Source organism: Thermomonospora umbrina, assembly GCF_003386555.1.
Taxonomy (GTDB): Bacteria; Actinomycetota; Actinomycetes; order Streptosporangiales; family Streptosporangiaceae; genus Thermomonospora; species Thermomonospora umbrina.
Genome location: NZ_QTTT01000001.1, coordinates 3,773,651 through 3,792,776, shown reverse-complemented (window position 1 = coordinate 3,792,776; position 19,126 = coordinate 3,773,651). Strand labels below are relative to the sequence as shown.

Here is a 19,126-nt window from a genome sequence, read left to right as displayed (position 1 = left end):
GGCCCTTCCGCGGCGATCACCCTTCGCAAATCAAGCCGGCCATCATCACTGGTCACAAGCGTCGCCGCCCGCTTCAACGCCGGTCACCGCCGCCATCGGACGACGCTCCATATCGACCGATTCCAACTGTTGACCTGCTCGCCCGCGTTCCGGGGATACGCCACCAGTCCGACCTGCATCCGAAGTCACCAGCCGCCCGCCTCACCGGCCAGACATCACCGACAGCCCCTCGGCCAAGCACAAGGGCCAATGCGCTCGTGACAAACGGGCAGCACATCCAAGGCCGCGCGATCAGCCTCTCTGTCCCGGCCTTCTTCCCGCACGCTCCGTCGGCCCGACCGCCCTGCCGGCCCGACGGCCCTGCCGGCGCATCAGGCTCGGGCACGCATTAGGCGCCCAAGAGCGACACGGCCAGTGGCTCAAACGTTTCCCGTACCATCCGGGGCCAATCCGGCTCGCCGAGGTCGGGCCACCACCGGCGACCCTTTGCTCTGACAACCTTCTTGCGCTGACAACCCGCCCGCTCTGACAGCACATCAGCCTCGGGCACCCATTAGGCGCCCAAGAGCGACACGGCCAGAACCTGACACGCGCCCCGCGCCGCCCGAGGCCACTCCACCCCGCCGGAAGCGCGCCACCACCGCCAGCCCCCCGCTCTGACAACCCACCCACTCCGACAGCGCACCAGCCTCCGGCACGCACTAGACCCCCAAGAACGGCACGACCAGAGCCCGACACGCGCCCCGCACGGCCCAAGGCCACTCCACCCCGCCGGAAGCGCGCCACCACCGGCAACCCCTCGCCCTGACAACCCACCCACTCCGACAGCGCACCAGCCTCCGGCACGCACTAGACCCCCAAGAACGGCACGACCAGAGCCCGACACGCCTCCCGCACCGCCCGAGGCCACTCCACCCCGCCGGAAGCGCGCCACCACCGGCAACCCCTCGCCCTGACAACCCACCCACTCCGACAGCGCACCAGCCTCCGGCACGCATCAAGCCCCCAGGAGTGGCGCGGCCAGAGGCTGACACGTTTCCGTACCATTCGCGGCCAATCCGGCTCGCCGGAGGCGGGCCGCCAGGCCCGGAGCGGGCCAGCCCCGCAAGACAGCGCTGTAGCGCGTCTTCGTCGTGGCCACGACTCCCGGGCGCTGCGGTGCCCCCAGAGCACCTCGAGGCGGCCTTGCAGCCCCCACGGAGCCCCGAGAGCCGAGGCGAAGGCGCTCAGATCCAACGCCCCTGCGGCCGGCCTCGGGTCCCTCTATAGCGTGGCTGGCCCTGTCGGCCCACGGAGCCCACCGAACCCGCGGAGCCGAGGGGCCCACGTGGCGCAAGGGCCCCAGGGGCCAACGGGCCACAAGGGGCCCAGGGCATGAGGGCGAAAGGGGCAGGGGCTCTCGCCGACCCCATGGGGGTAGTGGGTAAGCGGGCCAGCCGAAGGTTCCCCTGGCGGCGATGGCTCAAGGGCTCGGCGAGCTCATGGGGTTCGCGGGGCCACCAGCCACCAGGCACCAGCCACCGGCCCACGGGGCCCACGGGGGCGGGGGCGGGGGCGGGGGCGGGGGCGGGCCAGGGTCCCCCTTCGAGGGGAGGGGGGTCAGTCGGGCTTGACGAGGGGGAAGAGGATGGTCTCGCGGATGCCCTTGCCGGTGAAGGCCATGATCATTCGGTCGATGCCGGCGCCCATGCCGCCCGTGGGGGGCATGGCGTACTCGAGGGCGCGCAGGAAGTCCTCGTCCAGTTGCATGGCCTCCAGATCGCCGCCCGCGGCCAGGAGGGACTGTTCGGTGAGGCGGCGGCGCTGTTCGATCGGGTCGATCAGCTCGGAGTAGGCGGTGCCCAGTTCGGTGCCGAAGCCGATCAGGTCCCACTTCTCGGTGAGCAGGGGCTCCTCCCGGTGCTGACGGGTCAGCGGGGAGGTCTCCAGCGGGAAGTCCATGACGAAGGTGGGCTGGATCAAGGTGTGCTCGACCAGGGCCTCGAAGATCTCCTGCACGATGCGACCCTGGCCCCAGGCGGCCTCCCAGGTGATCTCACGGGCGTCGGCGTGCTTGCGGACCTGGTCGATGGGAGTGTGCGGGGTGATCTCCTCGCCCAGGGCGTCCGAGACGGCGCCGTACAGGGTGATGCGGGGCCACGTCTCCAGACCGAGGTCGATCTCGCGGTCGTCGTGGACGACCACGGTGGTGCCGAGCGCGGCGACCACGGCGCGCTGGTACATGCGCTGGGTCAGATCGGCCATGTCGTTGTAGTCGAGGTACGTCCCGTACGCCTCGAGCATGGTGAACTCGGGATTGTGGGTGGAGTCCGCACCCTCGTTGCGGAAGTTGCGGTTGATCTCGAAGACCTTGTCGATGCCGCCGACCACCAGGCGCTTGAGGTACAGCTCGATGGCGATGCGCAGGTAGAGGTCCATGTCGTACGCGTTGATGTGCGTGGTGAACGGACGCGCGGCCGCGCCGCCGTGGATGGGCTGCAGCATCGGGGTCTCGACCTCGAGGTAGCCCTCGTCGTGCCAGAAGTCGCGCACCGCCCGTACGGTGTCGCCGCGCAGGCGGGCCATCCGGCGGGCCTCGTCGTTCACGATGAGGTCCACGTACCGCAGCCGGACCCGCGCCTCGGGGTCGGTCAGCCCGGCGTGCTTGTCGGGCAGCGGGCGAAGGCACTTGGCCGTGATGGCGTACGAGTCGGCCATGATGGACAGCTCGCCGCGCCGGGAGGTGATGACCTCGCCGGTGACGCCGATGTGGTCGCCGAGGTCCACGTCACGCTTCCAGGCGGCGAGGGCCTCCTCGCCGACCTTGGCCAACGACAGCATCACCTGGATCTCGCCGTCGCCGTCCCGGATGGTGGCGAAGCACAGCTTGCCTGTGTTGCGCAGCAGCATGACCCGGCCGGCGACGCCGACCTTGTCGCCCGTCTCGGTGCCCGGCTCCAGGTCGGGGTACCGCCCGCGGATCTCGGCGAGCGGCGCCGTCCGCGGATAGTTCACCGGGTACGGGTCGATTCCGCTCTCCCGAAGCCGGTCGAGCTTCTCCCGGCGCACCCGCATCTGCTCCGGAAGGTCGTCGTAGTCCTGCTGCTGCTCACTCACGCACGCAAGGCTACCGACCGCTTCAGGGCGGTCGCGAACGTGTTCTTCGTCTGTGGATAACCGTCTGTGGATAACCGTCAGCCGGAGGTGCCGATGTTGCGCTCGTAGATCAGGCGCAGCCCGATCAGGGTGAGCCAGGGCTCGAAGACGTCGATGCTGCGCGCCTCGTCCAGGACGAGGGGGGCCAAGCCGCCGGTGGCGACCACGGTGAGGTCGTCGGGGTTGGTGGTGAGCTCCTCCGACATGCGGTCCACCAGCCCGTCCACCTGGCCGGCGAACCCGAAGATGATGCCCGACTGGAGGGCCTCCACCGTGTTCTTGGCGACCACGCTACGGGGGCGGACCAGCTCGATCTTGTGCAACTGGGCCCCGCGAGCCGACAGCGCGTCTATGGAGATCTCGATTCCGGGGGCGATGGCCCCGCCGACGTACTCCCCCTTGGCCGAGACGGCGTCGAAGGTGGTGGCGGTGCCGAAATCGACCACGATGGCCGGGCCGCCATAGAGGTGAACGGCGGCCAGCGCGTTCACGATCCGGTCGGAGCCGACCTCCTTGGGGTTGTCCATACGGACGGGCACCCCCGTCTTGACTCCGGGCTCTACGATGACGGCCGGCACGTCGCCGTAGTAGCGACGGCACATTTCCCGCATCTCGTGCAATACCGAGGGCACCGTGGAGCACAACGCGATACCGCTGATGTCGGTATCGGCGAGCAGGGGGCTCTGTGTGATCAGCCCCTGGAAGACGACCGCGATCTCGTCGGCCGTACGTCGTGCGTCGGTGTTGATACGCCAGTGCTCGATCACCTCGTCGCCCTCGAAGAGCCCGAGGACGGTATGGGTGTTACCGACGTCGATGGTGAGCAGCATCAGGTCCCCGCTGATCAGAGAAAGTCAAGGCCGATGTCGAACGAGCGCGCCGAGTGCGTCAACGCCCCAACGGCAAGGTAGTCCACACCGGTCACGGCGACATCTCGGGCCCTGTCCAAAGCGAGACCTCCGCTGGCCTCCAATTCGGCGCGCCCCGCCACCAGCCGAACGGCCTCGGTCATCTCCGCCGGGGTCATGTTGTCGAGGAGGATGGAGGTCGCCCCTACCGCGAGGGCCTCCTCCACTTGGGCGAGGGTGTCGCACTCCACCTGAACGTGTAGGGAGGGGTACATGGCGCGCACGGCCTCGTACGCCTTGGTGACCGAACCGGCGGCGGCGACGTGGTTGTCCTTGATGAGGGCGGCGTCGTACAGGCCCATCCGGTGATTGACGCCACCGCCGCAGCGCACCGCGTACTTCTGCAGAGCCCGCAGCCCGGGGAGGGTCTTGCGGGTGTCACGGATCCTCGCACCGGTGCCCTCGACGGCGTCCACCCAGTCGCGGGTGAACGTGGCGACGCCGGACAGGTGGGTGAGCAGGTTCAGCGCGATGCGCTCGGCCCTCAGGAGGCCGCGGGTGGGCCCGGACGCGACCATCAGGACCTGACCGGCTCTCACCCGGTCGCCGTCTCGAACGCGTGGCGCGGCGTCCAGGCCGAGCAGCTCGCACACGAGGGCCGCGACGGGGAGACCTGCGACGACGCCGTCCTCCCTCGCCGTGAACTCACCGGTGGCGGTGTCGCTCGGCCCGAAGATCGGCTCGCTGGTGACGTCCACCTCGCCGTCCTCGGCCAGGGCCGCTCGCGCAAGGTTTTCCACAGATTGCGCGTCCAGTTCCGCGTCGTCCAGCAGCCGCTTAGTCTCCGGGGTCATGACCGCTCCTCGCTCGCCTCGTCACTCTTGGTCACCTCGGCCGCCCGGTCGCTCCCGGACGTCCCCACCGCCTCGCCCCTCTCGGCGCTCTCGGCCTCGGCGCGGTGCAGGGGCTCGTAACCCGTGGCCAGCCGGCCGCCGTCCGCCCACCGGGTCACGAGATGCCCCAGCCATGCCTCGTCCGCCCCGGGGTGATCCTCCCGCCAGTGACTCCCTCGGGTCTCCCGCCGCATCCGGGCGGCGGCCACGATCGCCGACGCCACCGTGTGCAGGTTGGTGGCCTCCCAGGCTTCGACACAGGGCTCGGCACAGCGCCTTTCCCCGAGCCGCGCCAGTTCCCGCGCAGCCACGTCGAGCCCTTCGGCGCTGCGGAGCACCCCGGCGTAGGCCGTCATCACCCGCTGCACGTCCCCACGGACCCCCGCCTCCAACAACCCACCCTCCTGGACCACCAAGGACCCCTCGACGCCTCCGCCCGGCCGCCCCGTCCCGACGACCGAGACGGACCCTCGAGCAAGGTCACCGCCGCCCTTCGCACCGGATACGCCACCAGCACTCCCAGGGGAGACACCAGACCCCCGACCAACATCGCCGCGGCCCTCCGCACCCGAGTCGCCGCCCGCGATCTCAGGAGTGATGGCCGACCTCCGAGCAACATCGTCGCCACCAGGCACACCCGTCACCCCGCCGCCCACAGTGGGCGAGGTGACGGACCGTCGAGCAATGTCGCCGCTGCCCTCGGCACCCGGCACGCCACCCGTGGCCACAGACGTGATCGCCGCCCCTCGATCCGCATCGCCGCCGCCCCCAGCGCCCGGCACGCCGCCCACAACCTCAGGCGTGATGGCCGAACCTCGAGCAACATCGCCGCCGCCAGCGACGAGGGGCGAGGTGACGGACCGTCGAGCAACGTCGCCGCTGTCTTCGCTGCCCGACTCGCCGCTGCCCGTGGCGGCGGGCGCTGTGGTGGTCGGGGGTTGGTGGGTGGGGGCTGTGATGGGTTGGGGGGCGGTGGCCTCGGCGGTGATGGCGGTGGCGATGCGTTCGCCGAAGACCAGGCCTTCCAGCAGGGAGTTGGAGGCCAGGCGGTTGGCTCCGTGGACTCCGGTGCAGGCGACCTCTCCGCACGCGTACAGGCCCGGGACGGAGGTGCGCCCGTAGGCGTCGGTACGGACTCCGCCGCTGGCGTAGTGCGCGGCGGGTACGACGGGGATCGGTTGGGTGATCGGGTCGATGCCGTGGTCGCGGCACTTGGCCAGGATGGTGGGGAAGCGGCGTTCCCATGTGTGCGCGCCCAGGTGACGGCCGTCCAGGTAGACGTGGGAGGCCCCCGTCTCCTGCATCCGGCTCATGATGCCCTTGGCGACGACGTCCCGTGGGGCGAGTTCGGCCAGTTCGTGGCGGCCGAGCATGAAGCGTTCGCCGGACGCGTCGATGAGGTGGGCGCCCTCGCCTCGTACGGCCTCCGAGATCAGGGGCTGCTGGCCTTGGGCCCCCTCCCCGAGATAAAGGACGGTGGGGTGGAACTGGACGAACTCCAAGTCGGTGACCTCGGCACCGGCGCGCAGCGCGAGGGCGACCCCGTCCCCGGTGGACACGTCGGGGTTGGTGGTGGCGGAGAACACCTGGCCGAGGCCGCCCGTGGCGAGCACGACGGCCTGCGCCCGGACCGCTCCCACTCCGTCCCGGCGACCCTCCCCCATGACGTGCAGGGTGACTCCGGCGGCCTCTCCCGAGGGGGCGAGCAGAAGATCGAGCACCAAGGCGTGCTCGATGACCTCGATGCCGGCCTCCTTGCGGGCGGCCAGCAGCGCGCGGCTGATCTCCGCACCCGTGGCGTCACCGCCCGCATGCGCGATGCGTCGTCGGTGGTGCCCGCCCTCCCGGGTCAGCGCGAGGTCGCCCCCCGCGTCGCGGTCGAAGGCCGTTCCGATGTCGATGAGGCGCCGCACGGCGTCCGGCCCTTCGGTGACCAGGGTGCGCACGGCCTCCACGTCGCAGAGACCGACCCCGGCCGTGAGCGTGTCGGCCAGGTGATCGTCCGGGCTGTCCCCGGGCGCGAGGGCCGCGGCGATCCCCCCTTGCGCCCAGCGAGTCGATCCGGCGTCGAGCAAGGCCTTGGTCACGAGCACCACACGCGGGTCGGACGGACGAGGGGCTCCGACGCGGGAAGGGCGACCGGCAACGGCGAGTGCGGTGACCAGGCCGGCGATGCCGGAGCCGATCACGACCACGTCGGTCTCGACCGTCCAGCCGGGAGCCGGGGCGAGCAGCCGTCGAGGGATCATGTGCGCTCCTCGGGGTTTTTCGTCACTATGACATTAACCCCTGGCCGGATATGCCCGATCCTCGGGGTCCCCCGACGGCTCCGGAACGGGCGAGCGCGCGAGATCCCCCAGCGGGTCCGGAGTCACGATGCCCACAATCCACCCCATCCACCGCGCGGCCCATTACCCCTGGTGACTTGCACGGACACCGCCCAACCGAACGCGCCACCCGCCGGTACGGCAAACGGAAACCACACCGCGCACGCTCACTCAAGCGCGGCCCCAGAGAGGTTCGGTCGTCGGTGAGCGGATCGACTGCTCGTGAGTGGCTGGGTGGGTGGGTGGCCCGTGGGTGGGTGGCCCGCGGGTGGGTGGCCCGCGGGTGGGTTTGTCGGGGGGACGGCGGGTCAGGCGGTGGGGAGGCGGTCGCCGCGGAGTTGGTCTGAGCCGGGGACGGGTTCGGCGGGGTCGGTGCCCAGGGAGATGATGCGGTTGGAGCGGTCTACGTGGACGACGCTGGGTTCGAAGGTGCGGGCGTCGGCGTCGGACATGGCCGCGTAGCTGATGATGATGACCAGGTCGCCGGGGCTGACCAGGCGGGCGGCGGCGCCGTTGATGCCGATCACGCCGGAGCCCCGGGGGCCGGCGATGAGGTAGGTCTCCAGGCGGGCGCCGTTGTCGATGTCGACCACGTGGACCTGCTCGCCGGGGAGCAGGTCGGCGGCGTCCATCAGGTCCTGGTCGATGGTGAGCGAGCCCACGTAGTGCAGGTCGGCCTGCGTGACGGTGGCGCGGTGGATCTTGGACTTGAACATCGTCCGGAACATCAGGCCTCCCGGGGCTGGATCACGAGGGGGGTGTTGTCGATCAGGTGGGTGGTGCCGACGCGGCCGGCGACCGCGAGCACGGCCTCGCCGGTGAACGAGTCGTCGACGGGTTCGAAGGTGGCCGGGTCGACCAGCGCGAGGTAGTCGAGCTCCAGCGGCGGGTCGGTCTTGGCGGCGTCGTCCAGCACCGCGCGGGCGGCCCACTGCACGGCGGCGGCCCCTCGGGGGGCGGCGTCCTCCCCCTCGCGGAGGGCGCGGGACAGGGCCAGGGCGGTGACCCGCTCGGGGCCGGAGAGGTAGCGGTTGCGGCTGGACAGGGCGAGACCGTCCGGTTCCCTCACGGTGGGGGCGGCCACGACGCGTACCGGCAGGTCGAGATCGACGACCATCCGGCGGATCAGGGCGAGCTGCTGGGCGTCCTTGGCCCCGAAGACCGCGACGTCGGGACGTACCAGGTGGAACAGCTTCATGACCACGGTGAGCATGCCGTCGAAGTGGCCGGGACGGGAGGCGCCCTCGACGATCGTCCCCATCCGGCCCGAGCTGACCCTGACCTCCGGCGCGGTCGGGTACATGACCTGGGGCGTGGGCGCGAACACCAGGTCCACGCCCTCGGCCGCGCACGCCTCGACGTCATCGGAGAAGGGGCGCGGGTACCGGTCCAGATCCTCGTGCGGGGCGAACTGCAGCGGGTTGACGAAGATGCTCACCGCCACCACGTCGGCGATCTCACGCGCCCGGCGGATCAGCGAACGATGCCCCTCGTGCAGCGCACCCATGGTGGGCACCAACGCCAGCGTGCCCTGCACGCCCTGGCGAACGGCGGCCAGCTCGTCCCGGGTCTGGGCGATGACCGGTGTCATGAGCGATGTCCCCTTTCGACCAACCCTGTGTGAGGAACCCTGCAGACCTGCGCCCGTCGAACCCGCGGTGAACGACGCGGCGCCGCCCTGGGTCGAGCCGAACGGCGGCACCCGAATCCTGATCCGGCCCTGGGCCCCGTCGGGACCTCTGCGATGTTAGAGGCCCCCACGTTGCGGCCCCCATCCGACCGCAGTGGGCGGAACGCTCGCGGAGTCGCCCGCCCTGTGGTGCGGCACGGGCGTTGCACCCGCCGAGGGTGGGGCCGGGGCGCGTGCCCTGGCGGGCTGTCGGGGAGCATGGGTGAACGGTGTTCAGGAGTCGGCCAGGACTTCCAGGAGCCGTTCGGCGTCCTCTGGCTTGAGGAGGCCGGCGGCGAGGGCGCGGTCCGCGGTGAGGCGGGCCATGGCGACGTAGGCGCGGGTGCCCTCGGGGGAGACTCGGGCCAGTTCGCCGATGTGGTCCGCCACGGTGCCGGCGTCGCCGCGGGCGACCGGGCCGGTCAGGCCGTTCATGCCCAGGCGCAGGGCGTTGTCCAGGGCCGCGCCCAGGAGCGGGCCGAGCATGGCGGCCGGGTCGGCGACCCCGGCGGAGCGCAGCAGGTCCATGGCCTCCACGACGAGGGTGACCAGGTGGTTCGCGCCTCCCGCCAGCGCCGCGTGGTAGAGGGTGCGACGGTCCTCGGGGATCCAGACGGGCTCGCCGCCCATCTCGACGACGAGGACCTCGGCGACGGGCCGCAGCGGTTCGGGGGACGTCACGCCGAACGAGATGCCCGCGAGCCGGTCGAGGTCGTCGGGGCGTCCGGTGAACGTCATCACGGGGTGCAGTGCCATCGGCAACGCACCCGCCCGGGTGGCCGTGTCGAGGACGCGGGCCCCGTACCGACCGCTGGTGTGGACGAGCATCTTGCCCGCCACGGGGACACCGGTCGCGACCAGACCGTCGACCAGCTCCGGGAGCGCGTCGTCCGGAATGGTCAACAGCACCAGGTCGGCGGCCTCCACCGTCTCCTGAGGTGTGCTCAGCACGGCGTCGGGCAGGCGTTCCTCGGCGCGGCGGCGGGAGGTGTCGGAGACCGCCGTGGCGGCCGTCACGCGGTGCCCGGCGAGCGCCAAGGCGGCGCCGAGCGTGGTGCCGACCCGTCCCGCTCCGACGACGCCGACCGTGAGGCGGGCGGGCCGGTCCTCGGGCGCGGGCGACGGCACGGTGTGTGAATCCATCGTCGTTCCAGTCCTCAGTCGGGTACCGGACGGTGCTCGCACAGCGTACCCGCGCACGACCGAACGCGGCCACGCTGTGCGCACCGTCACAGGACCCTCCCTACCCCACCGACCAGCACTGCAGGGCCCACGACGGGGACCGGGTGGGGTCTCAGGCGTGGGTGAGGGACTCGACCACCGAGGTTCGGGCGGCTCGGCGGGCGGGGAGGACCGCGGCGGCGAGGCCGGCGAGGGCCGCGAGGGCCATGAGGGCGGCCACCTGGAGGTAGGGGTAGGCGAAGACGGAGCTTTCGGTCAGGGCCTCGATGGCGGCCCAGCCGAAGGCGGAGCCCAGGAGCACTCCGGTGAGGGCGCCGATCACCGCCATGATGACGGCCTCCACGGAGAGCATCAGGCGCAGTTGGGAGCGGGTGATGCCCAGGGCGCGGAGCAGGGCGGACTCCCGGGTGCGTTCGACCACCGACAGGCTGAGGGTGTTGGCGATGCCGAAGAGGGCGATGACGATCGCCAGCGCGAGCAGCCCGCCGAAGATCATGAGCATGGTGTCGATGGCCTTGTCGAACTGTTCCCGGAGGGCGGCGGCGGAGGCGATCTTGGCGGTCGGGAAGGGCCGGGCGGCGGCCTCGGCCGCGGCGGCGGCGGCATCGGGGTCGACACCCTCCCGCACGTTGACGAAGATCGTCAGGGGCCCCTGGGGGCCGAAGTGGCGGGCGAACTCCTGCTCGGACAGCACGTACGGGGGCAGCGGGGTGTCGCCGGCGAACACCGCGGCCACCTTCAGCGGGACGAGTCCGGCGCGGGTCCTGACCCGTACCGTGTCGCCGGGCGCGGCCGAGGTCTCCCGGTCGTGCACGGCGACGGTGCCCGGCCGCAGGTCGGTCAGCGAGCCGCTCTTGATCTCCGGCTTGACCAGCTCGCCGAGGGAGGAGCGGGTGACGGTGCCGACCTCGATCTCGGCGCCGTCGGCGGCGGTGGTGTCCTGGACGCGCATCTCGGTGACGGTCTTCAGCTCGGGCCGGGCGCGCAGCGCGTCCCCCAGCTCCGCCGGCAGCCTGCGCCGGGGGCCGTCGTCGCCGGTGTACTGGGTGTGGAGCTGCAGGTCGACCGGGAAGTGCTCCCGGAGCTCGGCCTGACCGGTCGCCCGACCACTGGCGGCCACCACCGCGAACAGGCTCATCAGCCCCACCCCGATCGTGAGGGCGATCGTGGTGGTCGCGGTGCGGCGCGGGGACCGGCGGGAGTTGGCCACGGCCAGCCGACCGGGCACTCCGGTCAGCCTGGCGGGCAGGGCCCCGGCCACCCGGCTCAGCGGCCGTACCAGCGAGGGCATCAGCGCGATCACCGCCAGGAACAGGACGCCGCCCCCGATCGCGACCACGAACATCGCGGTCTCGCCCTTCTCCATGACCAGCGAGCCCAGGACGCCCGACGCCAACCCCAGGACGCTCAACACGGTCGCCAGGATCCGCCGGGGCCACCCCAGCCGGAACCGACCGCCGCCGGGCTCCAGGTCCGAGCGCAGCGCGGCGATGGGCGCGACCCGGGTCGCGGCGCGGGCGGGCAGCAGCGCCGACAGGACGGTGACCACGACGCCGACCAGCAGGCCGAAGGCCACGGCGGCGGGGCTGAGGGTGAGGGAACCGGTGGGGACCTCCGCGCCGGCCCCGCCGAGCAGGGACAGCGCCCCGGCGGCCAGCCCGACGCCCACGGCGAGCCCGGCCAGGGAGCCGGCCAGCCCCACCGCCGCCGACTCCAGCAGCACTCCGACGAACACCTGCCGGCGGGTCGCGCCGACACAGCGCAGCAGCGCCAGTTCGCGCATCCGCTGGGCGATGAGGATCGCGAACGTGTTGTAGATGACCAGCGCGGACACCGCCATCGAGACGGCGCCGAAGATCAGCAGACCGGTACGGATGATCTTCATATCGGCGCCGGCGCCGCGGGCCAGCCGATCGCCCAGCTCCCGGCCGCTCAGCACCTCGTGACCCGCCGCCGCGGCGGCCACGGTGGCGCGCAGCGCGGCGGTGTCGCCGGAGCCGAGGACGTCGATCTCCCGGTAATGGGGCGAACCCGTCATCCGCAGCGCCGTCGCGGGGGTGAACCCGACCCCGCCGCGGAAGGCCACCTCGTCGTTGATCCCGAGGTCGGCCAGCCCGGTGAGGGTGAACACGACCCGCGCGCCCCGGGGATCCAGCACCGTGATGGTGGAGCCGACCCGGAAGCCGTTGCGGCGGGCCGTCCGTTCGTCCAGCACCGCCTCGTTCGGCGCGGCCGGGGCGCGTCCCGCCTCGATGTCGTACCGCTGGAGGCGGCCGGGGCTGAGCGAGAGGCCGACGGTGGGCTGGTCGCCGTACACCTTGCCGTCCTTGCCGATCAGCGCGGCGTCGCCCTCGACGAGACCCTGCGCGTCGGTGACCCCGGGCAGCGTCCGCACCTCGTCGAGCAGGGCGGGCGGCAGCCCTCGAGCGCCCGCGCCGGGGAGCACGGCGACGGAGACCTTGCTCGCCGACCCGCCGAACTTCTCGTCGACGCCGGCCTGGAGGGTGTCGGTGAGCACGAACGTCCCGGCGATGAAGCCGACGCCGAGGGTGATGGCGACCGCGGTCATCAGCAGCCGCAGTCGGTGGGCCCGCAGGTTGGCCAGTGAGGTCTTCAGCACCGTTCAGCCCCCCAGGGCCTTGAGCTGGTCGAGCACGGTGTCCGGGGTGGGCCCGGTCAGCTCGGAGACGATCAGGCCGTCGCGCAGGAAGACCACGCGGTCGGCATGGGAGGCGGCCACCGGGTCGTGGGTGACCATCACGATGGTCTGGCCCATCTCGCGGACCGAGGAGCGCAGGAAGCCGAGGACCTCCGCGCCGGAACGGGAGTCGAGGTTGCCGGTGGGCTCGTCCGCGAAGATCACCTCGGGCCGGGCGACCAGCGCCCGGGCGCAGGCGACGCGCTGCTGCTGGCCGCCGGACAGCTCGTTCGGGCGGTGCGTCAGCCGGTCGCGCAGGCCGACCACGTCGATGACGTGGTCGAACCACGCCCGGTCGGGACGCCTGCCGGCCAGCTCCAGCGGCAGCAGGATGTTCTGCTCGGCGGTGAGCGTCGGCAGCAGGTTGAACGCCTGGAAGACGAACCCGACGCGTTCGCGGCGCAGCAGGGTGAGGCGCTTGTCGCCGAGCGAGGTCAGCTCGACGTCCCCGAGGGCGACCCGGCCGGAGGTGACGGTGTCGAGCCCCGCCAGGCAGTGCATCAGGGTGGACTTGCCGGAGCCGGACGGGCCCATGATCGCCGTGAACGCCCCCCGGGCGAACGCGACGTCGACCCCCCGCAGGGCGTGCACCGCGGCGTCACCCGTCCCGTACACCTTGGTGACGCCGGAGGCGACGACGGCGGCCGGGGCGTCGGCGGCCCCGGATCCCGGCGGGGAGGGGGTGAGCGTGCTGGTCACGTGGACTCCTCGATCGTCGTGAACGGTCGGGATCCACGCTAGGAACGGGTGTCGTCGGCGCCATCGGACCTGTGTCCACGGCCGGCGTGCGCGTTCCGGGCGACTCGGGCGTCTCCGTACGACCTGAGTCGTACGGAACGAGTCGACCAAAGAGAGTGTCGGCCTGTCCGAAAAACGAGAGCGGTCACGCAGAGTGACGACAGAACGGCGACGGCGCCGGAGACCGCAGGGGTCTCCGGCGCCGCTCACGGTGCACGGTCAGGCGTGTGGGGGCACGCCCGTCCGGGTCGGTCAGTACTGACCGCCGCCGCTCTTGGGGCCACCCTTCGGCCCGCCCTTGGGGCCGTTCTTGCCGTGGCCGTTGCCGTTGTCGTTGTTGTCCCAGCCGCACTTCTGTCCGAGCACGATGGCGAGGACGTTGACGTTGCAGACGTCGATCGGGACGGAGACGACGTTGCCGTTGAGGACACCGTCGCCGCCCTGGCCCTCGATGCCGTTGGCGCTGGCGGGGACAGCGGCGGCGCCGATGATGCCGGCGGTGGCGAATGCGAGCACACCGGTCGCGGCGAGCTTCTTGATCATCTGGATCCCTCCCGTTCCGGGCCGGGGGCCCGGCGATCGGCCTTCGACGCGACCGGGTGGCCGCGTCACGAAGAGTAGTGATTCAGATACTCCCGAGTAAGGGGAGGGCAAAGCAGGGGTTCGATGACGAACGTATATCTGAGGGTGACCAATCCGTTACTCAACGTCACCAGTTTGACCGCTCTTGACCAGACCTGTCTCATAGGCGAAGACCACCGCCTGAACCCGGTCACGTAGCCCCAACTTGGTCAGAATGCGTCCCATGTGGGTCTTGACCGTCGCCTCCGAGACGTAAAGCCGACCCGCGATTTCCCCATTGGACAGACCACGGGCCACCAAATGGAGCACCTCGCGCTCCCGGGCCGTGAGCGTCTCCAACGCCCCGTGCGCCGCCTGCTGCTCCTTGTCGGGCAGATGCACCGCGAACCGGTCCAGCAGGCGTCGCGTCGTGCTCGGGGCCACCACCGCGTCCCCCGAGTGGACGGCCCGGATGGCCTCGATGAGCTGGGTCGGCCCGGCGTCCTTCAGCAGGAACCCGGCGGCCCCGGCCTTGATCGCGGCGAACGCGTACTCGTCCAGGTCGAAGGTGGTCAGGATGATCACCTTGGGCCGCCGCTCGCCCATCGTCTGGACCCGCCGGGTCGCCTCGATCCCGTTCATGCGGGGCATCCGCACGTCCATCAGCACCACGTCCGCGTCGACCGTGCGCAGCGTGTCGAGCACCTGCGCGCCGTCGCCGGCCTCGGCCACCACCTCGATGTCCGGCTGGGCGTCCAGCACCATGCGGAACCCGGCGCGGACCAGTTCCTGATCGTCGACCAGCAGCACCCTGATCACGCGCTCTTCGCCTCCTCGCGAATCGGAAGTCGGGCGACCACGACGTACCCGCCGCCCGCGCGGGGCCCCGCCCGCACGTCGCCCCCGTACACCGAGGCCCGTTCCCGCATCCCGGCCAGCCCGTGGCCGAGCCCGTCGTCGGCGGCGGCCGCGCCGCGCCCGTCATCGGTGATCGTCACCTCGATGGCCTCGTCACCGTAGTGGAGCCGCACCCGGGCACTGACCCCGGGACCGCCGTGCTTGAGGGTGTTGGTCAGCGCCTCCTGAACGATCCGGAACACGGTGAGCTGGAGCCCCGGCGGCAGCTCCGCGGGCACCCCGTCGACCAGGAAGTCCAGCGGCAGCCCGGCCCCGCGGATCTGCTCCACCAGGTCGGTGAGCTGCTCCACCCCGGGCTGCGGCGCGTACGTGCCCCCGTCGTCCCCCTCGCGCAGCACGCCGAGCAGCCGGCGCATCTCCGCCAGGGCCAGCCGTCCGGTGGAGGAGATCGTCTCCAGCGCCCGCTTGGCGCGCTCCGTATCGGTCTCGATCGCGAACGAGGCCCCGTCGGCCTGGACGACGATCACGCTCACGTTGTGGGCCACGACGTCGTGCAGCTCACGGGCGATGCGGGCCCGTTCGGAGGCCATCGCGATCTGCACCTGCGTGTCGCGCTCCCGTTCCAGGCGGGCGGCCCGCTCCTCCAGAGAGCGGAGGTAGGCGCGCCGGGTGCTGATGTAGATGCCGAGGATCCAGATGCCCCCGACCGTGGCCGCCTGGGAGATGAAGACGGCCAGGAGGTCCTGTCCGTGCACCGTGTAGCGGATCGTCGCCATGCCCGCGCCCACGACCCCGATCGCCCCCGCCGCCGCGCCCCAGCGGAACGGGCAGTTGGCCGCGACCGTGTACATCGCGATCAGCACGCCGAAGTTCGCCGGGACGATCTCCACGCCGAACGCCCACTGGACGAACGACACCAGCGCGATCACGCCGAAGACGCGCACCGGCCACCGTCGCCGCCAGATCAGCGGCAGCAGCAGGCACACGACCAGGACCACGTACGTCCACTCGGGGATCTCGTCTTCCCGGCCGTAGGGGGGCGGGCTCGTGAAGGTCGGCGCCGCCAGGACCGAGATCAGCAACAACGGCGACATGAAGGCGAAGTCCACCAGCGACCGCTTGCTCCGCCACCATGCCCATGCGCGCCTGACCATACGTTTCAGCCTACGTACGGCGGTTCGCCCCGCCATCAGACCCAGGTCGTACGGACCGTACGACCTGCGACGGGCTGTAGCGTCGATGTCGTGGAGCGTTGGGTGACGTGGCGTACGGCGATGGAGCGGGCCCTCTACGGGGAGACGGGGTTCTACGGCCGGGGAGAACGGCCGGCCGCGCACTTCCGCACCTCCGTGCACGCGTCCGCCCGCTACGCCGAGGCCCTCGCGGGCCTCTTGGCGACGGTGGACGAGGCGCTGGGCCGTCCCCCGCGGCTCCACCTGGTGGACGTCGGCGCGGGCTGTGGACGGCTGCTGATGCGGATCCTGGACGCGGTCGACCCCGAACTGGCCGAGCGGGTCGACGCGGTCGCCGTCGAACTCGCCCCCCGCTCCCCCTCCGTCCCCGAACGCGTCACCTGGCGCAGCGTCCTACCGGACGAGATCACCGGCCTGGTCATCGCGAACGAGTGGTTGGACAACGTCCCCTTGGACGTGGTGGAGCTGACGCCCTCGGGCCCCCGGATGGTCCTCGTCGACCCCGCGACGGGCGCGGAGCGGGCCGGCCCCGTTCCGAGCGACGAGGACCTCGCCTGGGTGGAGCGGTGGTGGCCGCTGCGAGCCCTCGGTGACCGCGCCGAGGTCGGGCACCCGCGCTGCAACGCCTGGGCCTCGGTGCTCCACCGGCTCCGTGGAGGGCTGGCGCTCGCCGTCGACTACGCCCACGGCCGCGACGCCCGACCCGCCCACGGGACGCTGACCGGCTACCGCGACGGGCACACCGTCCCCGCCGTGCCCGACGGCTCCTGCGACATCACGGCGCACGTGGCCCTCGACGCCTGCCTCGACGCCGGAGCCACCGCCGGAGCCACCGGGTCGACCCTGACGACCCAGCGCCGGGCCCTCCGGGCCCTGGGCCTCACGGGCGCACGCCCGCCCTTGGGCCTGGCCTCCAGTGACCCGCGCGGCTACGTGGCGGCCCTGTGCCAGGCCGGCGAGGAGGCGGAGCTGATCGACCCGTCCGGCCTCGGCGGCTTCGGCTGGCTCGCCCAAACGGCGGGCATCGAACTCCCCAGCGCCCTCACCGCCTGACACGCGGCACTCGGATGATCCCCGCGGCGCCGTACGCGTCAGCGGGCCCAACGTGCGGGATCGGAGCCGCCTCGGGAGCGGGCCACCCGGGCGCGTTCGGCGGTGGCCTCGACGATGAGTCGGGCCTCGGACAGGTCGCGGTCGGCGGCGGTCACCCGCACCGGCCCGGGAGGGGCGTCCACGTGGACGGTCCCGATCCCGAAGAGCCGCTGGAGGGGGCCCGCGGTGAGGCGGACGCTCTGGGCCCTGGCGTGCGCGATGACCTCCGTACGGCGGCAGAGCAGGCCCCGGCGCGTCACGAAGACCACGTCGTCGGTGCCGGCGGCGGTCGAACGATCGAGGGACAGACCCTTGGACGCCGCGGGCAGCAGGGGGATCGCGTCGATGTCCGCCCCGGGGAAGACCTGCGCGACCAGCGCCACCGCCACCGCGCGGGGCGCGACGGGCAGGAGGACGGACGACAGCGCCTGCCGCTCCCCGGCGTACCCGGCCACCGTGACGTCCACCCGGGCCCAGCCCTTCTGCCGCCACAGGACGGGCTCGACGATGCTGACGGCCTGCACCCGGCCCGGTGGCACGGTCTGCATGCGGGTCTCCAGCAGGCCGTACCGCAGCCGCAGACCGTCGGGGGACGTCGCGGCGGTGAAGTTCCCGTACATGACCAGCGGGGCGACCACGGCTCGGATCAGCCCCAGCAGGGCCGGGATGACCGCGCCCAGGAAGCCCAACTCCAGGAACAGGATCCCGACCGTGAACAACGACAGGAACACCAGTCCCGTCGCGATCACCGGAATCTTCATCACCAGCGACCCGAACAGCCCCCGGAACCCGACCCGCCAGAACGGCTGCTCCGGGGCCTCCGGAGTGTGCCCCGGCAGCCCCGCCGCCCGCGCCAGCAGCTCGGCGCGGAGCTGCCACGCGTCGCGCCGCCCCAGGTAGCGCAGGGCGATCTCGCTCTGGTCGCCGCCCGCCAGCTCCACCCGTACCTCGGCCAGCCCGGTCAGCCGGGTCATCAGCGGTCGGATCACGTCGATGGCCTGGATCCGCGACAGCGGGATCAGCCGCCTGCGCTTGCGGAGCAGACCGGTCTCCACGGCCAGGTCGCCCTCGGCGAACCAGAACCGCTGCGACCGCCAGCCCCACACGCCGATCACCAGGGCGGCCACCGCCACCGGGGCCGACACCAGCGCGAACCGCAGCACGGCCTCGGGCGCGAACAGCACGATCCCGTCGTCGTTCCGGGTCAACAACAGCGGGAAGCCCAGCAGCACGAAGTAGATGACGAAGACCGCGAACGCCCGCAGCAGCGTCGTCGCCGGATGCACCCGGTGGACGCCCTCGGAGTACCGCACCGGCGGCGGGCCGTACCCGTGAGGCCCGAAACCCGGCGGCCCATAGACGGCCGGCGGGTACGCCCCGTGGGCGGCCGGGTACGGCTGCGCGTACGGGCCGGTCACAAGCCCATGCTCCTGGCCTCGCCGCGACGCGCCAGCCGATCACGGAGCTGCGCGGCCTCGGCGGCGGGCACCCCGGGGATCCGCGCGTCCGTGGCCGCCGCCGCCGTGTGCAGCCGTACGGTCGCGATGCCCATCCAGCGCTCCAGCAGCCCCGCCGACACGTCCACGAACTGCATCCGCCCATAGGGGACGACCACCAGCCGCCGGACGAACACCCCATTGGTGATCACGAGGTCGTCGGGCCGCTCGGCGTACCCCAGCGACCGGAACGACAGCCCGGCGACGATCCACACCAGCGCGCAGCCGAACACCACGGCCAGCACCCAGGCCACGATCCCGAGAACGCCGCCGCTCTGGGCCGCGAAGACCGCCCCGGCCGCCGCGACGGGCACCGCCCCGAGCACCGCCGTGATCCGCCGATGCCAGGGCAGCCGACCCGACACCCGGGTCCACCCCGTCTCCCCCGGCGGCCCGAACGCCTCGGGCCCGCCCTGGGGCCGTGCGTGCCCGCCCT

The 19,126-nt window shown here is 72.1% G+C and carries 15 protein-coding genes; 1 reads left to right on the top strand and 14 read right to left on the bottom strand.

Annotated elements, in window-relative coordinates; all coding sequences use genetic code 11:
• Positions 1–1,599 precede the first annotated feature (1,599 nt).
• The 12 genes from lysX to DFJ69_RS16780 form a co-directional block, all read right to left on the bottom strand.
• Positions 1,600–3,096 carry a bifunctional lysylphosphatidylglycerol synthetase/lysine--tRNA ligase LysX gene (gene lysX / locus DFJ69_RS16840; protein ID WP_116023474.1) on the bottom strand — a complete coding sequence of 499 codons (1,497 nt, stop codon included), beginning with the start codon at positions 3,094–3,096 and terminating at the stop codon, positions 1,600–1,602.
• Between the two features lie 77 nt (positions 3,097–3,173).
• Positions 3,174–3,965, bottom strand: a complete 792-nt coding sequence (locus DFJ69_RS16835; protein ID WP_116023473.1) for a type III pantothenate kinase — start codon at positions 3,963–3,965, stop codon at positions 3,174–3,176.
• Between the two features lie 14 nt (positions 3,966–3,979).
• On the bottom strand, positions 3,980–4,837 hold the full coding sequence (gene nadC, locus DFJ69_RS16830; RefSeq protein ID WP_116023472.1) for a carboxylating nicotinate-nucleotide diphosphorylase: 858 nt from the start codon (positions 4,835–4,837) through the stop codon (positions 3,980–3,982).
• Entirely contained in the window at positions 4,834–7,125 is a 2,292-nt protein-coding gene (locus DFJ69_RS16820) for an L-aspartate oxidase (protein WP_245974432.1), read from the bottom strand. The genes nadC and DFJ69_RS16820 overlap by 4 nt, the downstream gene beginning before the upstream one ends.
• A 386-nt stretch (positions 7,126–7,511) precedes the next feature.
• The gene (panD, locus tag DFJ69_RS16815; protein WP_116023471.1) at positions 7,512–7,931 is read right to left on the bottom strand and encodes an aspartate 1-decarboxylase; all 420 of its coding nucleotides are present in this window, start codon (positions 7,929–7,931) and stop codon (positions 7,512–7,514) included.
• Positions 7,931–8,794, bottom strand: a complete 864-nt coding sequence (panC, locus tag DFJ69_RS16810) for a pantoate--beta-alanine ligase (protein ID WP_116023470.1) — start codon at positions 8,792–8,794, stop codon at positions 7,931–7,933. The genes panD and panC overlap by 1 nt, the downstream gene beginning before the upstream one ends.
• A gap of 312 nt (positions 8,795–9,106) precedes the next feature.
• The gene (locus DFJ69_RS16805; protein WP_116023469.1) at positions 9,107–10,015 is read right to left on the bottom strand and encodes a Rossmann-like and DUF2520 domain-containing protein; all 909 of its coding nucleotides are present in this window, start codon (positions 10,013–10,015) and stop codon (positions 9,107–9,109) included.
• Between the two features lie 151 nt (positions 10,016–10,166).
• Positions 10,167–12,674: an ABC transporter permease gene (locus tag DFJ69_RS16800; RefSeq protein ID WP_116023468.1), complete on the bottom strand. Its 2,508-nt coding sequence runs from the start codon at positions 12,672–12,674 to the stop codon at positions 10,167–10,169.
• Between the two features lie 3 nt (positions 12,675–12,677).
• A complete protein-coding gene (locus tag DFJ69_RS16795) occupies positions 12,678–13,451 on the bottom strand; it encodes an ABC transporter ATP-binding protein (protein WP_211328642.1) in 774 nt (257 codons plus the stop codon).
• A gap of 291 nt (positions 13,452–13,742) precedes the next feature.
• Positions 13,743–14,033 carry a hypothetical protein gene (locus DFJ69_RS16790; RefSeq protein ID WP_116023467.1) on the bottom strand — a complete coding sequence of 97 codons (291 nt, stop codon included), beginning with the start codon at positions 14,031–14,033 and terminating at the stop codon, positions 13,743–13,745.
• Positions 14,034–14,189: 156 nt separating this feature from the next.
• Complete coding sequence (locus DFJ69_RS16785; RefSeq protein ID WP_116023466.1) at positions 14,190–14,870, bottom strand: response regulator transcription factor; 681 nt, start codon at positions 14,868–14,870, stop codon at positions 14,190–14,192.
• Positions 14,867–16,063, bottom strand: a complete 1,197-nt coding sequence (locus DFJ69_RS16780) for a sensor histidine kinase (RefSeq protein ID WP_245974431.1) — start codon at positions 16,061–16,063, stop codon at positions 14,867–14,869. Before DFJ69_RS16780 ends, DFJ69_RS16785 begins: the two co-directional genes overlap by 4 nt.
• 90 nt (positions 16,064–16,153) lie before the next feature.
• Between DFJ69_RS16780 and DFJ69_RS16775 the strand changes: the two genes are divergently transcribed.
• A complete protein-coding gene (locus DFJ69_RS16775; RefSeq protein WP_245974430.1) occupies positions 16,154–17,155 on the top strand; it encodes an SAM-dependent methyltransferase in 1,002 nt (333 codons plus the stop codon).
• A gap of 38 nt (positions 17,156–17,193) precedes the next feature.
• Here DFJ69_RS16775 and DFJ69_RS16770 read toward each other — a convergent pair whose 3' ends face one another.
• Together DFJ69_RS16770 and DFJ69_RS16765 are read right to left on the bottom strand one after the other, a co-directional pair.
• Positions 17,194–18,612, bottom strand: coding sequence for a PH domain-containing protein (locus DFJ69_RS16770; protein WP_245974429.1), 1,419 nt, complete (start codon positions 18,610–18,612; stop codon positions 17,194–17,196).
• Complete coding sequence (locus DFJ69_RS16765; protein ID WP_245974428.1) at positions 18,609–19,055, bottom strand: PH domain-containing protein; 447 nt, start codon at positions 19,053–19,055, stop codon at positions 18,609–18,611. Before DFJ69_RS16765 ends, DFJ69_RS16770 begins: the two co-directional genes overlap by 4 nt.
• Positions 19,056–19,126: the final 71 nt, after the last annotated feature.